The 15,715-nt window shown below is 39.8% G+C and carries 15 protein-coding genes and 1 riboswitch; of the genes, 7 read left to right on the top strand and 8 right to left on the bottom strand.

Annotation, left to right across the window (positions count from 1 at the left end; genetic code table 11):
• Positions 1-172 precede the first annotated feature (172 nt).
• Positions 173-263: riboswitch (cyclic di-GMP riboswitch) on the top strand.
• 101 nt (positions 264-364) lie between these two features.
• The 5 genes from PBF_RS08360 (at position 365) to PBF_RS08340 (ending at position 4,932) form a co-directional block, all read left to right on the top strand.
• Positions 365-676: an STAS domain-containing protein gene (locus PBF_RS08360; protein WP_035329248.1), complete on the top strand. Its 312-nt coding sequence runs from the start codon at positions 365-367 to the stop codon at positions 674-676.
• Positions 673-1,455: a PP2C family protein-serine/threonine phosphatase gene (locus PBF_RS08355; protein WP_051488840.1), complete on the top strand. Its 783-nt coding sequence runs from the start codon at positions 673-675 to the stop codon at positions 1,453-1,455. Before PBF_RS08360 ends, PBF_RS08355 begins: the two co-directional genes overlap by 4 nt.
• Before the next feature lie 203 nt (positions 1,456-1,658).
• On the top strand, positions 1,659-2,189 hold the full coding sequence (locus tag PBF_RS24915) for a DUF5317 domain-containing protein (RefSeq protein WP_051488839.1): 531 nt from the start codon (positions 1,659-1,661) through the stop codon (positions 2,187-2,189).
• Positions 2,186-4,237 (top strand): HD domain-containing phosphohydrolase, encoded by a 2,052-nt coding sequence (locus PBF_RS08345; protein ID WP_035329247.1) that lies wholly within the window; start codon positions 2,186-2,188, stop codon positions 4,235-4,237. Before PBF_RS24915 ends, PBF_RS08345 begins: the two co-directional genes overlap by 4 nt.
• Before the next feature lie 227 nt (positions 4,238-4,464).
• Positions 4,465-4,932 (top strand): STAS domain-containing protein, encoded by a 468-nt coding sequence (locus tag PBF_RS08340; RefSeq protein WP_035329245.1) that lies wholly within the window; start codon positions 4,465-4,467, stop codon positions 4,930-4,932.
• Positions 4,933-4,979: 47 nt separating this feature from the next.
• Here the strand turns inward: PBF_RS08340 and PBF_RS08335 are convergent, their stop codons facing one another.
• Positions 4,980-6,167, bottom strand: coding sequence for a sensor domain-containing diguanylate cyclase (locus tag PBF_RS08335; RefSeq protein ID WP_035329244.1), 1,188 nt, complete (start codon positions 6,165-6,167; stop codon positions 4,980-4,982).
• A gap of 248 nt (positions 6,168-6,415) precedes the next feature.
• Between PBF_RS08335 and PBF_RS08330 the strand changes: the two genes are divergently transcribed.
• Both PBF_RS08330 and PBF_RS08325 read left to right on the top strand, forming a co-directional pair.
• Positions 6,416-8,944 carry an EAL domain-containing protein gene (locus tag PBF_RS08330; RefSeq protein ID WP_035329243.1) on the top strand — a complete coding sequence of 843 codons (2,529 nt, stop codon included), beginning with the start codon at positions 6,416-6,418 and terminating at the stop codon, positions 8,942-8,944.
• 20 nt (positions 8,945-8,964) lie between these two features.
• Positions 8,965-9,333 (top strand): PilZ domain-containing protein, encoded by a 369-nt coding sequence (locus PBF_RS08325; protein WP_035329241.1) that lies wholly within the window; start codon positions 8,965-8,967, stop codon positions 9,331-9,333.
• An 85-nt stretch (positions 9,334-9,418) separates the two neighbouring features.
• Here PBF_RS08325 and PBF_RS08320 read toward each other — a convergent pair whose 3' ends face one another.
• The 7 genes from PBF_RS08320 to PBF_RS08290 all read right to left on the bottom strand — a co-directional run bounded on the left by PBF_RS08320 (position 9,419) and on the right by PBF_RS08290 (position 15,509).
• Positions 9,419-10,141 (bottom strand): DUF4230 domain-containing protein, encoded by a 723-nt coding sequence (locus tag PBF_RS08320; RefSeq protein ID WP_035329239.1) that lies wholly within the window; start codon positions 10,139-10,141, stop codon positions 9,419-9,421.
• A 226-nt stretch (positions 10,142-10,367) separates the two neighbouring features.
• Positions 10,368-10,556, bottom strand: a complete 189-nt coding sequence (locus tag PBF_RS08315; protein ID WP_035329238.1) for a hypothetical protein — start codon at positions 10,554-10,556, stop codon at positions 10,368-10,370.
• A 126-nt stretch (positions 10,557-10,682) separates the two neighbouring features.
• A complete protein-coding gene (locus PBF_RS08310) occupies positions 10,683-11,423 on the bottom strand; it encodes a LytR/AlgR family response regulator transcription factor (protein ID WP_035329236.1) in 741 nt (246 codons plus the stop codon).
• Positions 11,424-11,588: 165 nt separating this feature from the next.
• On the bottom strand, positions 11,589-11,906 hold the full coding sequence (locus PBF_RS08305; protein WP_035329235.1) for an STAS domain-containing protein: 318 nt from the start codon (positions 11,904-11,906) through the stop codon (positions 11,589-11,591).
• A gap of 21 nt (positions 11,907-11,927) precedes the next feature.
• Entirely contained in the window at positions 11,928-14,006 is a 2,079-nt protein-coding gene (locus tag PBF_RS08300; protein ID WP_035329234.1) for a flagellar assembly protein A, read from the bottom strand.
• Between the two features lie 71 nt (positions 14,007-14,077).
• Positions 14,078-14,707: an ATP-binding protein gene (locus PBF_RS08295; RefSeq protein WP_035329232.1), complete on the bottom strand. Its 630-nt coding sequence runs from the start codon at positions 14,705-14,707 to the stop codon at positions 14,078-14,080.
• Positions 14,708-14,735: 28 nt separating this feature from the next.
• Entirely contained in the window at positions 14,736-15,509 is a 774-nt protein-coding gene (locus tag PBF_RS08290) for an EAL domain-containing protein (protein WP_064503406.1), read from the bottom strand.
• Positions 15,510-15,715: the final 206 nt, after the last annotated feature.

Here is a 15,715-nt window from a genome sequence, read left to right as displayed (position 1 = left end):
TTATGTAAGAATACCATATTAATGTTGTTTTCTGCCATGAAGACATTACCTTCTATTACGTGCTTTAATTGAAAAAGTTTCGGTTAATTTAAGATTATATTATAAAAAAATATTGATACTTTTTTCCTAGTATGGTATTAATTAATTATTAAAAAATTAAAACACTTTATCTTACCGATAAAGGCAAACCTATCTAAAGGTAGGGACGCAAAGCCACGGGTCTAAAGCATTTTATTAAATGCCATGGCAGCCGGGTTGCCGAAGAAAGACGGAGCAAAGACTAATCCGCCTTTATTCGAGGCGGATTTTTTTACTATAAAAATAGGTACTTTTACCCAAAAACTACTTTGAGAGGTGATAATAAATGTCTATCAAAATGTCCGATGAACAAATCGGTGTGAATCATACAACGGTTTTTGTAGAGGGAGAGCTGGACATTTTCACCATCGAAACGTTGATTGAAAAGATTGATCGACTCTCCGTGACACGTTGCAATGTGAATTTAGACGGGGTTACATTTATAGACTCTTCCGGTATCGGGCTCTTAATACGCAAAGTAATGGACTGGAAGGAAGAAGGCCGCATTTTAACAATTTCTGATATGCAGCCTGTCGTTTATGAGGTGATGGAAGAAATGGGCGCATTTATTATTTTAGAGGAAGTCTATAGCCAATGATGAAAAATGCCGATGCCAACGCCGCAGAAACTATTGTGATCCCGACAAACCGATTAAGCGCTGAGTTAAAAGAAGCTGCCAATGTGCAGAAAGTCCTTCTTCAGCACGAGGCACCGTCCTGCTTCCTGCTCGACTGCAAAGGCCAGTCAATCCCGGCCCATTACTTAGGCGGAGATTATTACGGCTTTATCTATGAGGAAGAAAAGCAGAAATACTGGGTGTTCACCGGTGATGTGATGGGGAAAGGAATACCTGCATTTGCCAAGATGGCCATGCTGAGGACAGCCATTCGCACATTAGCGCCACAATGCAAAGGGCCTGCCGATTTGCTGGAAAAAGTAAATGCAACTCTATATGAAGATTTAAAGCTTTTAAAATCCTTCGCTACCCTATTTTGCGGAATGTATAACCTGACTGACAATACATTCACATATGCTTCAGCGGGTCACCCAAATGCCATTCTCAAGCGCGAAGGCAAGGCAAGTGAATTCCTTAAGGCAAATGGAATCGCAATTGGATTTCTTCCAAACCGGACTTACAGCGAGAAGATACTGGATCTAAAGCCAAATGATTACATTTGTGTCTTTACGGATGGAGTATTAGAAGCAATGAATGAAGATAAAAAGCAGTTCGGCAAGGAAAAAATTATTGAAATTGTGAATGAACATTCCGATTACCCGACACTGATTCAAACCATTACCGAACAAGTACTGACATACTCTAATTTTGAACAGCGGGACGATGTCACCATGGTTACCATGAAACGAATTTCCCATTAAGAAATCAGCTTGAAAGGAGGTGAAAAAAATGAAAGAGAAAATGAAGTATATCCTTACTGTTGGTGCGTTACTTGCTGTAGCTTTAGGGCCAATTGTTGCAAAGCCATGGTGGTGGTAATCAAAATACGAAGACTTGGTGATAATTTTAGCTTTTATATCAGCAAGTCTTCAGTTTTATTATCCTTTAAAGGAGGTCCTTGAAATTGATATATTTCTTATTGTCAGCATTTGTTATTACTCTATTGATGAAAAAAAATCCCCTATCATTTTTTAGAAATATAGAATTTCAATGGCCTCTTTTAATTATTGCATGCTTTGGAATTCAAATTGCATTAGCATTTATTACGATTAAGACGGAAGAAAAATTAGAGATGATTCTGATCCTGACTTTCTCAGGAATTATCGCCGGTTTATGGAAAAACAGATCTATTCCAGGAATAAAGTGGATATTTACCGGTGCAATTTTAAATTTGTTTGCCCTTTTATTAAATGGAGGATTGATGCCAGTTTCAAAAACCTCTATGGAGTTAACTGGACAAGCTGATGTCTCTTTCGATCAGGACTCCCGCCACCAATTAATGGATGAAATCACAATAACATCCATATTAGGTGATTGGATTCCTCTAATAAAGTACGTTTTAAGTCCTGGAGACTTATTAGTCGGAATAGGGATAGTTCTCTTAATAACTTTAAATTCATCGCATTTGATTAATACCAAGGATGAAACAGCATGAAAGTCTTAAATTGGTTTACCATCAGCTTAATAATAACAGCTCTGGCATCTCTAATTTATTCAATTCTTGATTTTAATTTAATTCATACTGATGTCTTTTTAATTACATGTGTCATTGTAATGATTTTGGAAGTACTTCCACTTCGTTTACCGAGTGGAGATGGATATTCAGCCGGAGGAATAGGGTGGTTATTTTTATTACTGTATGAAGGTTTTTCAGCTGCAGTTTTAGCAATTTTTTTAGCTGTCTTAGCCTACTACTTAAAAAATATGAGGAAGCGCCGAATTCCGCTTATGCGCCTTTTAGTTACACTTGGCATGTATATAGCGTCCATAGTCCCAGCCTATATCTTACTTGAAGCGCTCCATCCAACCAGTATTTTTGCAACAGTGATAATTGCAGCAATCTCCTTGGAAGTAACCAACTTTATTTACCTGGAAGGCATTGAAGCAACAGTACTTGGCAAAAAGATGTTTAAAAATTTGAAACAAAAAGTTTCCGAGCTGGTTATTCCCATTTTCGTGAGTATTATTGTCTTATCAAAATTACTTTATCATCGCAGTGAAGCCGAACTAATTTCCCTTATGCTTTACACCTTATTCTTCTTGCTTGTTGTCATCCTGTTTTCTAACGAGTTTATGAAACAGCTGGCACTGCGGAAAGAATCATCCAAAGCCTTCATCCAAGTACTGGAAGGACGAATTAAATCCAGTTTGACCGGTCATGGCAATAGGGTAGCGGAGATATGCGAAATCCTGCTTGATGATTTCAGCTATCCCAAGAGAAAAAGACATGATCTGGTGCAGGCTGCCATTATCCATGATATCGGAAAAGCATTGCTTCCTTCCTATATTTTCAGAAAAAGAGGGGATTTAACTTTATCTGAGGAAAGAGAATATAAAAAACATCCTGAGAAGGCCATGGAAATTGTAAAAACAATGTTTCCCAATGAATCTTTTTCAGACTGGATTCTTCATCATCATGAACGCTGGGATGGGAAAGGTTTTCCGAAAAGGCTGCAGGGTGAAGAAATTCCGCTTGGCGCCAGAATTCTCGCCATCGGAAATGAATTGGATCATATCATTTCACGTCATCAGGATAAAGAGACCATTTTAAAGCTGCTTAGAGAAAAAGCTGGAACGGTGCTTGATCCAAAACTGGTTGATAAGATTGACTTATTCCACATCGAACAGATGCTTTATACAGTCTCGAATCCCAATATCCAAAACGAATTAACTGAAGATTCAGACATGATATCCACCCAATATTCAGAAGTTGACACATACTCCCATATTGGCGAATCCTTTTTTGTCACTGTTAAAAGCGGGGTCATTTATAATGCTAAAGGAAAGCCTTCCAATGAATTTATTTTGGAACTGGCAGAAACATCAATGGAAAGACAAAAGCCTGTAAATGAAACTTACATGGATGCAAATGAACATTTCAATGTACATGCTATACCTTTTTCAGGTGATGAAGCTGCCATTTTTGTGCATAATATCACTCCATACATGCAATACAGAAAACGGCTTGAGCATAATATTTTAGAATCCTATGTTATGGTTATCAACACCATCTCTCAAGGTAAAGTCAAGCTGCTTACAACCAAAGCGGCTCTCGAATGCCAGCTCGGGGAACAAATTGGCGAAATGGCTATTCGCAAGTCCGCGGATGTACCGAAAACAAGGGCATTTGCTAAAGAAATTCTTGAACAATTTCCAGTAGACATTTCAACTATGAAAGTATTGGTAGCAATTTCAGAAGCAGCCTCAAACATCATAAAACATGCAACAGCCGGTACTTTCTCGGTATATAAAAAAGAAGGCACCCTGCAGTTTCTTCTCTCTGATAAAGGTTCAGGGATTCCGCTGCATGAACTGCCCAAAGCTATATTAATTTCAGGCTATTCCAGCAAACGCTCATTAGGACGGGGATATAATTTAATCGCAAACTATTCTAATGGCCTGCAAATCTATTCCTGTTCAGAAGGAACCTCCCTTTTAATCGAATATCCGCTCTTAGCGATGGAGGCAAGCATCTCACAATAGCCGCGAGATTAAAACAATGGCTGTTAAACAGATGTTTGCCTCTTATTTTTTCCATTTCCCTTTCTCATGAAAACATCCCATTAAACCCGCTGAATATTAAATAATAGAATAATCTAAGATTTATCTCTTGAATTTGAGAGTTTTATAGGTATATAATACTATACGCATGTTACTAATAGGACTTTAATACTATATATAATAATTTCAAGAGAGATTGAGGTGACACAATGCTAATTTCGCTTACCAGGTTATTTGAAACAAAACGGAGAGAAATGATAGAAAAGGTAAATATAGACGAGCTATCATCAAAGGATGCTTTAAAACTGAGTGAAGAGCTGGATATATTTATTAATCTATTGCAAAAAAGGTTCCCTAACCAGGACTTCAATGTTACGTGTATTGATGACGGCACAGAAATTAAATTATCCCTAAAAGGACATTTAGATTATTTATCTTCGGAACAGCTTGATATTTTTCTCTCCTCCTTTAGGGAAAGGTTTACAGGCTTCAAACGTCTGCAAATCGATTTATCCCATTTGTCTTTTATTGATTCTGCTGGTGCCAATGGTCTTTATAAGCTCATTATCGGCTCAAGGGATCTGGGAATAAAACCGGATATTATTAAAGCCAAAGGAACCGTATATGAAATTCTTCAGATCCTCGGATTCTTTAAATTGATAAAACATATCGCGTAACAAAAAAGGATAGAATTCCCCAAGGCTGAGGAATCCTATCCTTTCTTTTATCCAAAATTAAACAGGGAACTTTGCAGAGCATTCTTCCACTTTTCTAAGAACCCCACTTTATTGGATGTTATATCATTTAGATCTGATGTATATACTTTGCAGCTGTTTTTCCCATTATTCTTTGCATAATACATGGCTTTATCTGCATTTTCAAGCAGTGTTTCTTTGCTCTCGCCATCGTCTGGATACAAGCTGACCCCTATACTGACTGATATTTGAGCTTCCTGGCCATTTATGAGATAAGGAAGCGCTGCCGTTTTAATAATTCTTTCTGCAATTCTCTCAATCTCATCTTTGGATATACCTTCAAAAACCACTACAAATTCATCTCCGCCAATTCTGCTGATCATGTCTTCTTCCCTGACGCTTTCACCCAGTCTTAAAGCTACTTCTTTCAAGAGCTGATCCCCTGCATCATGTCCCATCGTATCATTGACTTTTTTGAACCAATCTAAATCAATAAACATGATCCCAAAAGGATGGCCGTGCCTTTTTGAACGTGCAAGGGCTTTTCCGATATGACGGTCAAGCGCTTTGCGATTCGGCAAATCTGTAAGATCATCGTTAAAAGCCATTTGCTTCAGACTTAGCTCCAGCTGCTTCCTCTCCGTGATATCGATGATGTGTCCAGTTATTTTTGAAACAGTTCCATCATTATCCATTATAGGAGCCGATCTCTGGATAACCCACTTTACCATGTCATCCTTCTGAATAACCCGATATTCGATATCACCGGGCTGCCCTTCCTGCAGCATTTTTTCAAACTCGTCCAGCCGGGTCATGTCATTAGGATGGACATATTGCCTCAAGCGGCTGGGATGTTTCTCTTCATGCCCAAACATTTCTTCAAGCCCCTTCGAAAAATAAACCTGATCCTTTTTCAAATCAATTGAAAAGATGGCTCCATCAAGGGAATACAGCAGATTCTCATAGTCCTGTATCTTACTGTTCAAAGCCTCTTTGCTTTTTTCTGCATCGATTCTCGACTTTTCAAGGTCGCTGTTAAGCTGCCTTAAGCGGTCATTCTTCCTGCACAGTGTCCAAATAAGGACTATTGACACTGCCAGAAGCATCGTCCATATCCATTGCGCCTGTTTTTCTCCTATAATCGTCAAATTCAGTACTGCAAATGCTGTTGCCGATGCTGTATAAGCTGCAGCTTGAAAGGCAGTGCTTATTTTCATTTTTTATTCACCTTTATCACCCGAGTATTAATATTTATTTTCAGCCTTCTTTAATATATCGAATGGACTATCTGGCGTCCATAATTTTTATTCATGAAAAAACATTGTAAATGCACCTAAAGCATTTTAATAGATAATCAGGACTTTTCACCCAGTTTTTTTGACATTTCACGACAATGTTATTGAACTTTCGAACTATACATTCTATGATAAGAAAAAATCTGCCAAATTTTGAAAGGAGAATTCCTTTGGATTTCCTTTTAACTTATCGAATTGAAATTCTGCTTACTGCACTTGTTTTTGCTTTACTTGGATTCTGCATGGCGTTTAACCGAAAGAGCAGAGTTTCTTCCATGAAGCAAACGACGTATGGCTCACTATTTGAACAGAACCTGGACGGCATTCTGCTCATTAATAGAGCTGCTGAGCTGCTTAAAGCAAATAATGCTTTCTCAACCATTACAGGTTACACGATTGAAGAATTAAAGAATATGAAATTAACAGATTATATCCGCACTAAGGATTTAAACCAGGTGAAAATGCATTTCAGCAAAACATTAAAGGGGCAGAATCAGGAATTCCCCATCCGCTTTCTTCATAAGAACAGACATGAAATATCACTTCAGATCCGGACGGTCCCCTTTATGATCGAAAATCGTGTGGAGGGAGTCTATGTTCTGGTTAAGGATATTACCGCTAAAATAAACATGCAAAATGAGTTATATGAAACAGTTGAACAATTAGAAGCTTTATTTAACAGTTCCCACGATGCAATTGACATTGTCAATATTGACAGAACAGTCAAATATGTCAATCCTGCTTTTGAAAAGATGTTCGGGTGGAAAAAGGAAGAAATCATAGGCGAGCTCCTCCCTATCATTCCTCAAAATACACTGGAGGAAAGTGAAAGAATGAGAGAACGTCTATTAAAAGGAGAATATATTAACGACTATGAAGCGGTTTTTCAGCGAAAAGACGGCACACTAATAGATATCTGTGTTAATTTGTTCCCACTTCTTAATACCAATAATGAGATTTATGGCATTGCCGCAATTACTCGTGACATCAGCGAACAAAAACGGATAAAAAAATCGCTTACTGAAAAAGAAGAAAAATACAGGCTGATTACAGAATATTCTACTGATTTAATCCGTCTCGTAAACGAAGAAAAGATCATTATCTATGCATCTCCTTCTCATGCCAATATGCTTGGCTTCAATCCGGCAGAAATGCTGGGAAAGGAGCTTTCCCATTTCATTGCTTCTGAAGATTTACACATATTCCATCGCCGATTTAAGAATGGGATTGAGGAAAAGAAAAAGGATAGCATTGAGTTTCGAATGAAGAAAAAGGATGGAAGCACCGTTTGGGTTCAGACCAAAACAGTCCCTGTTTTCAATGAAGAAGGGGTATTTCAGCATTTCATTTCATCATCACGCGATATTTCCGCTCAAAAGGGATACGAGGAAGAACTTAAACAAATGGCCTTTTACGATATATTGACCGGAATCCCCAACCGCAGGCTTTTTTACGACCGGTTATCCCATTCTATTCGCTCAGCTGGCCGCAATAACCACCACTTTGCTCTTTTACTGCTGGACTGCGACCGTTTTAAATGGGTGAATGATACATTCGGACATGATACCGGCGATGAGCTTCTGAAGAAATTTGTCAGGAGAGCAGAATCCTGTATCCGTCAGTCAGATACAATCGCAAGGCTTGGCGGAGATGAATTTGCGATTATTCTCGATCGCTTTGATACCGGGCAGGATGTTGGAAGAATTGCAAACAGACTGATCAAGTCTCTGCAGAAGCCATGGATCATAAAAGGAAGGGAATTTACTACCACCTCCTCCATTGGGATTTCCATCTACCCGAATGACGGCGGAACCATGGAGCAATTAATAACAAAAGCCGACCAGGCATTATACCAGTCCAAAGAAAAAGGACGGAATCAATATCATTTTTATACCAGCGAGCTGGCCTCCGAGATTGAAAGGACCATCCAGCTGGAGGATGAATTAAAGAAAGCGATTGACAGCGATTATTTCCATCTGGTCTATCAGCCGCAGGTTAATATTGCCGAAAATAAAATGGCGGGCGCAGAAGTGCTGCTGCGGTTCACTCATCCAGTATTAGGCTCCATTTCTCCGGTGGAGTTCATTCCGCTCTGCGAGAAGATTGGCATTATTGATGAGGTCACTTATTGGGTTATGCGCGCGGCTTTCAAACAGCAGAAAGACTGGGAAGCACAAGGCTATTCCGTTCCGCTTGCCATCAATATTTCACCTGCCACCCTTGAGAAAAAAAGCTTCCTGAATATTGCAAGAGATATTTTGAGGGAATTCGGCACAGATCCGCACATGATTGAATTTGAGCTGACCGAGGATACGCTTCTCCATGATATGGAAAGCATTTCATTCATTTTGGAAGAACTACAGGAATTGGGCATCAGGGTCTCCCTTGATGACTTTGGGACAGGCTATTCTTCCTTGAAATATATGAAAGAGCTCCCTATCCATAAAATTAAAATTGACAGATCCTTTATGATTGGTTTGCCGAATGGCGAAAGAGAAAGAGCAATATTTGAAGGCATCTTCCTTTTAACCAAGCGGCTGGGAGCTGAAGTTTTATGCGAAGGTGTAGAGACGCAGAAGCAGCTGTTATTTCTGCAGAAACAAGGCTGCAGGCTTGTGCAGGGCTATTATTACAGCAAACCGCTCAAGAAAGAGGAATTTAACGAAATGCTCCGCAAAAAGAAACTGAAGAATGCTTAAATAGGAGAGGATTTTGGATTATGCGCTTTAAAAGAGAGGAAAGCTTCCGTTTTTCATTCGGCAAACCTATACTTGCCTTTTTCACGATTGATGAAATAAATGGAAATGCTGTAGAAACTTCTGAAGGTACAGCCAAGCTGGTTGATGTCAGCCCGAACGGACTAAAACTATGCACTTCATTGGACATCCCTTTTTCTCAGCAAAAACCGTCTAAAGTTTCCATCCGTTTTCTTCTGATTGAAATTGAATATAAAGTACATGGAGAAATAGTCTGGAAGGACAACCATGGCGAAAACTATTTCTATGGCATTCACTTCTCCATTGACGAAAACATGCAGGAGAAATTAATCACTGACATAAAAAAATGTGCAAGAGAAACATCTGTTTGATTGAAGAAAATCAGCGCCTGGTGAAGCGCTGATTTTTTTTAGATTACTGACTTAACAGCTGCAAAAGTTTATGCCTGAGTACCTCTTATTTAAATACAATTTTCGTACTGTATCCAAGTGTACTGAAATATTCTTTCAGGATTTTCTCTGCATTTTTTTCTGCTCTTTCCAGGAGGTTCATTTGGATGGCCTCTTCTTTTATTTTTTCCTGTGCTTCAGCTGCATAAGCAAACCCATCATCCCACTGCGGTTCTCCCCGCAGAAGCCCCTCATCTGAGATAGCCACCACCTGATCTAATTGGATGGCCGGCTCCTGCAGGAGGTCTGCACGAGGAAGAATGATTTCCAGCTTTTTCTCTTCTTCATTGACCTTTATATTTTCACGGGACATGCTATCCAGTTTCACTCCGGCAATGACTGTGGCTGGCACAATCATCAGCAGCTCCCGTTTAGTGCCAGGGACATTCAAGCTGATCTCCTTGCCAAAAAGCTTATTGTCCTCATGCTCAATGACCACTTTTACATGAGCTTCTGCAGATGCAAGCATGGCCAAATCCCTCACTTGATCGACAAATAGAATGCTTTCCTTTTTGGCATTGCTATTATATTGAGACACAAATAAATAACCTGCCAAAATAAGGCCCATAATAGCAAGAATAAGCAGCCTTCCCTTCCAGATTTTCAGCAGATTCAGAGGAAGTGCCGGCTTTTGCATATTCAAGGCAGGTGCAGTACCGGCAGCACTCTCCTCCTTCGCTCTTCGCAACTCTCTTAACACGATATCCGATTGTGCAGCTCGCTTCTTCATTAGCACACTTCCTTTCAAATAGAATAATTGCATGGAAGCTTAGTTCTATTTTACTATATTTTAAGAGTTGTGAGATACTTAACGATACCATTTACATAGAAAAACCCTGCTTGAATAAGCAGGGCTTCCTTATTTATGTAAGAGATATCTGTTTTGAGTTGGAATCATCTAGGTTATGCACAAAGAGTTGAGGAAAAAAGAAGAATGCAGCAGTGACAAAGAGGGATTAGATAGTTTCGCATAATAAAGGAGCATCTTGTAAGGAATGGTCAGAAGTCTGATCAGCTGCCAATATTCCTTGATGGTCAAATTCTTTCGCCACAATCCATTTAATAAATTGGATTTCATCGATTGTCAGTTCTCTTTTAAGCATCGACTGATAAACATAAATTAACTCCATATAACGATTCGCCATGTTCACTATTTCTCCTCCGAATTATTTCCTTCCTATTTTTCTCAGAAATATAATTTCTCCACTCCTTATCGTTATCCCTTTAAAATTTTGGAAATATTTCAAATAATTTTATAGAATCCAGAGGGCTTATTTGATAAGTCCTCTGGATTCTATAATCTCCTGCACTTCATTTATCTTCAGTTTAGAAATATGTGCTGTTTTCTGGGAGTTGGAGAAGTGAGCCAGAAATGTTTCCCCTGAAGGCTCTATTTTATTGATTCTCGTTAAGTTAACCAAAAAGGAGCGATGTGTTTTATAAAAATAATCCGGAAGTTTTTCTTCAAGGTCCTGCAGTGATTCTGATGTTTCATACCGGTCATTTTTAGTATGCAAGATGGTTTTTCGCCCTTCCTTCTCAATATATAGAAGGTCTTCAATGGTTAAGTATAAATATGTATTATTCGATTTAATTGAAAGCTTATGCTGCTGTCTGTTCCTTGCTGACAGGGACCTTTCCAATTGCAGGGCTTTTTTTGCCTTATCCAGGGCTACGAAAAGCCTCGTCCTCTCAATAGGCTTGACAATATAGTCTGCAGCCGAAATATTAAAGGCTTCTACAGCAAACTCTTCATACCCGGTTGTAAACACCACCTGTAAAGAGGGGATGGCCTCCCTGCAGAGTTTTACAGCCTCCAGACCGCTTAAGCCGGGCATATTAATATCCACTAAAACAATATCAGGTTTTAATTCCAGTACCAGCTGATAAAATTTTTCCCCGTTCCCTGCTTCTCCTGCAACTTCATATTCATTAAACAGACGAATCGTATGGTGCAAAAGAAGACGGGAAGATGCATCATCATCGGCAATGACGATTTTAAGTTTTTCCATGCTCAACCCTCACTTAATAAAGCGCAAGCCGCCACCTTCCCTGCGCGGAAAGCCGGGATTGCGCCAGACAGTTATCCGAACTGCTGCCAGGTGCTTCATTTGCTTAAGAAATGAAGCACCTGGCAGTTAAAAGATCAGTACGGTTCATCTTTCACTATCATACCATTAAATGAGCACTTCTTCTCCTAGTATTTCCCTTAATTGGATCATATCAAAAACTTCCTGAACCAGGGGCTGTACTTCTATGATCGTAATTTGTGAATGTTCATTATTTTTTCTCAGTGTGTCAATGAGATTAATCAAGACACCGATTCCCGTTGAATCGACAAAGGGAACCTCCCCCAGATGAATAGTGACACGCTCAAATTTGGTTAGAATCGGTTTAATTTCTTTCTCAACGATTTCTGACACTTCAATATCCAAGTCTCCATAAAGCATGATGGATGCTTGATGATCACTAGATTCTATTTGGTATGAAAACATATTAATTCTCCTTGTCCCAATTTAGAAGATCAATCGTCCTGTTTCATCCAGCCGAGCGGCAATATGTTTATACTCACTCTGGAAACTATGCTTCACTTTCCCGATTTGAATAACCGTTCCCTCTTTTACATGATCGATTGATATCTTTTGATTGGCCGGTACAATAATTTTGGTTACTGCCCCCCCATCAGATCCCGTTTCTCTGATGGAAGCACCTTTGCGGGCATAAACCTCCCCGCCGCGCAGAACGCCTGCTATTTTTATAGCCCCGCCTGCATGAATCTTCGAATTATAGCATCCCTGCCCAAGAACCGACACATTCCCGCCGGAATAGATTGTGCTGTTAATGGCATACATGAGGGAAACCATGCATTCATCCTCTTTTAAGTTTTGATGTCTATCAATCAATTCGATCATCCGGTCTGCTAATTCCTCCAGACGATTCATAGAATGATATTCATTTGCAATGCTGGACATAAGGCATAGCCTCAGCTGCTCTGCCATCGTCATCCACTCAAGATCCAGCACATGCTTACCCTGTCTGCCAATCTCTAAAAATTGTTTTAATGGCGTAAGGATGGAACGGAACTTTTGTTCAAGCAATAGCTTGATGATGGGAAGCAATCCTTTGCTCTGAAAGTCTGTCATTTTAAATGCGGGCAATGTCATTAAATGATTAATGGATGAGATCAGCCTGGTAAACTGATCATGGATTAATATTAATTGATGAACCATCTCAGAAACAAAAACATTGTGTTTTCCGGCAGAAATAGTACTTCCAATTGAATTTCTCTGAAGGATGATGGAGCTCTTTGAAGAGATGGTTGCTTTATTGGCGTTATGGAAAATGTTGATATGGCCATCGGCTTCCACAACCATGCTTTCTTCCACACTTCCTAAAATATCCACATCCCCTTTAAACCTTATATTGCCGGAGGATATGTTGACATCTGAAAAATGTACCAGCTTCGGAACAATCGAAATTCTGGCAATCAGCCCTTTTCGCTCGACCATGGGCCGTCCTGTTTCCGTCGCCACTACCTTTTGTCCATCTTCAATGAGGGCAGTCCCTTTTCCGGTCTGGACTATTAATGGATACGTTTGTTCCGGCGGTATAGGCTCATTGGAGACATTATAGCCCGGCACTCCCGGCTCGGGAGGATGGATAATGGCAATCACCTGCCCTTTATTAACGGTTGGGATGACATGATTTTCCCGATAGTCAATTGTTCCATCCGCCCGCTTTTGAGGACCGGCTTTTTTATTTGGGTCAACAATCAATTCTAGCCTTCCGTTCTTCCCGTCCTTTGGCTTAATGCCGGATGCAATGGTGAAATTCCCGGGCTCTTCTGTATTAATGGCGTTCATAATTTCTGTATGATTGAAGCCATGGACAATCTTCAGAACTTCCATTGCTTCAAGTACCATTTTATATTCCAGTTCATTACGCACTTCTGTTATTTCTTTAGCTTCTGCGACTAGATGAACATCAGGTTCTTTATCAATAATTTGGTAATATTTTCTCATGCCCGGCTGAACCTGTAAAGTCACATGAAGCTTTTGGCTATCCATTGTAATATTCCAGGTTGTTTTTGTGATTTCCTCTGCTGTTTTGATTTCAAAGTGGTCGGCTCCTGTAACAAGAGCTGTTTCGGTCAGCAGTTCGCCATTTTTGTAAACTTCCACACCTTTTCCGGGTGTAATGGTCGGATACTGTAATACAGATGGCTTTCCGGAAATCACTCCGTCTTTGATCCAAACCTTTCCTTCAAGCGGATCTTTGGCCTCTTTCTCTGGCGGAATAGGCAGGATTTCGCCAATAGTCTTATCAGGAACGGTCTTCTCCGGCTCTAACTGCTTAATAGCCGCCTCCAGACTCTCATGAATAAGTTCTTCCTGATTCTTCTCTTCTATATGGGAGGTTTGCTTCATTTTTGTGATTTTTACAATAGCAGGTTTCATTCCCAGCTTTAAGAATCCTTTTGTTTCCTGCTGGATTACTTCAATCGAAACTTGATCCCTGTCTGTTCTCAGCAGCTTAAGACCCATTTCAATTGCTTCTATTACATCTCGTCCTTTAGAAAGTACGGATTGACTCATATTGCATCTGCCTCTCCCAGATATAATCTATTACTTTCAAGCGAAGAGTCCCGTTTGAACTCTTTTCGATTTTAATAGACAGCAACACCCTTGCTTTTATAAAATTTCACGATAATCGCTGAACCTTCCTCAGTATTGCAAAGCATCACCTGATCAGCCAGCTTTAAAATAATCGTAAAGCCCATTCCCAGAGATGCTTTCGTGGAATAGCCCGCAGCGAGTGTTTTATCTTTTAAATCATTTAAATTAAATCCTGGTCCTTCGTCCTCTACACAGCACGTAAAGCAATCACCCGAGTCGTACAGTTTAATTTTTCCTTTGTCTGCGTGCATGATTACATTTGTGGCCAATTCTGAAATGACCAGAATCCAATGCATAGTCCGGGCCGATTCTAAATGCAGACCATCCAAAATTTTTTTAATTTCCCCTCGTGCTTTTGGAATATCTCCGGTTGTATTTAACCCTGAACTGTATAATAGTGAACCTTCCGTATAAAGTTCCAGTTCCTGCCTATGAATGAGAAGCAGCTTTGACTTTGTGGCACGGTACACTTCGCCCCGGCAGATCATCCATTCCCTGCCTTCCATTCTGTCAGTTGTTACACCATTAAAACTATCAGGATAGCCTTGCTGTTTGGCTGGATAGTGAAAGAGATCATTGCCGCTTCCTTTTATTAAGTTGTATTCCTGGAAGTCGCTCATGACCTTCCACCTCCTGCCATAAATTAGTTTAAACAGATTGATAGCGCATGGGGTTCAGTGATTCCCGGAACTTTCCGAACAAATTGTCAGGTGTAATCTTCTGCGGTTTTCCAAGCAGATAGCCCTGAACAACAGGCACATTAATAAGCTTTGCCTGAGCTAAATCGGTATCCTTTTCAATTCCTTCAAGAATAAGACCCATCTTGTGTTTTGAATAAGAAATGAAAAGGGAAATCAGCTCCTGTTTCTCCTTCGACTTTGATAAGCCTTCCGAAAAATATCGGTCAAGTTTAATATAATTCGGTTCAAATTCAATAATTTTCTGCAGAGTTGCTGCACCCTTTCCAACATCATCGAGGGCTATATGAAACCCATAGTCTTTTAAAAGGGCCAGCCTCTCTTTTAATTCCGGAATTTCCCACGCGTGGCTTTCATCCTGTGTTTCATTTAATTCAAATACGATCTTGTCAGGCACAACAGAGTAACTGTTCATAATTGTCCTAATGAAGCCGGGAAATCGGTAATCCAGCAGAGTGGATGGGAAAATATTAATAAACAGGAGTTCATGGGTAAGGGAGGCCAGGGGGAAATTGCTGATGGCACTTTCGATGGCCATGGAATCCAATTCATATAGGCGGTTCTCCCTTCTGGCTAAATAGAAGGCAGATTCGATATCACGGCCGGCAGATTGCTCCGTAAATCTCAGCAGAGCTTCGTATCCGAATATACTCCAATTATTCAAATTCCACATCGGCTGATAGATATGTTCAATCGCATCCAATTTCGCTGCCTGTATTGCCATTCCCTCGTCCTCCTTTTTCTGTAAATCTATTAATATAAATGTAACTTTTGTCCTAGATACTGTCCAATCCGCAAATAGCATGACAGGTGCCTATGGGGACATATCAGGTTCCAGAACAGACAGAATAAGACATTTACAGGACATTTTGCGACATCTGCCAATATGACTGAAAATTTAGTCGATGCATAAAAAAAACAGACTCATAG

Source organism: Cytobacillus firmus DS1 (genome assembly GCF_000565285.1).
GTDB lineage: Bacteria > Bacillota > Bacilli > Bacillales > Cytobacillaceae > Cytobacillus > Cytobacillus firmus_A.
The sequence above is the reverse complement of the archived record's forward strand: the minus strand, read 5'-3'. Positions and strand labels throughout refer to the sequence as shown.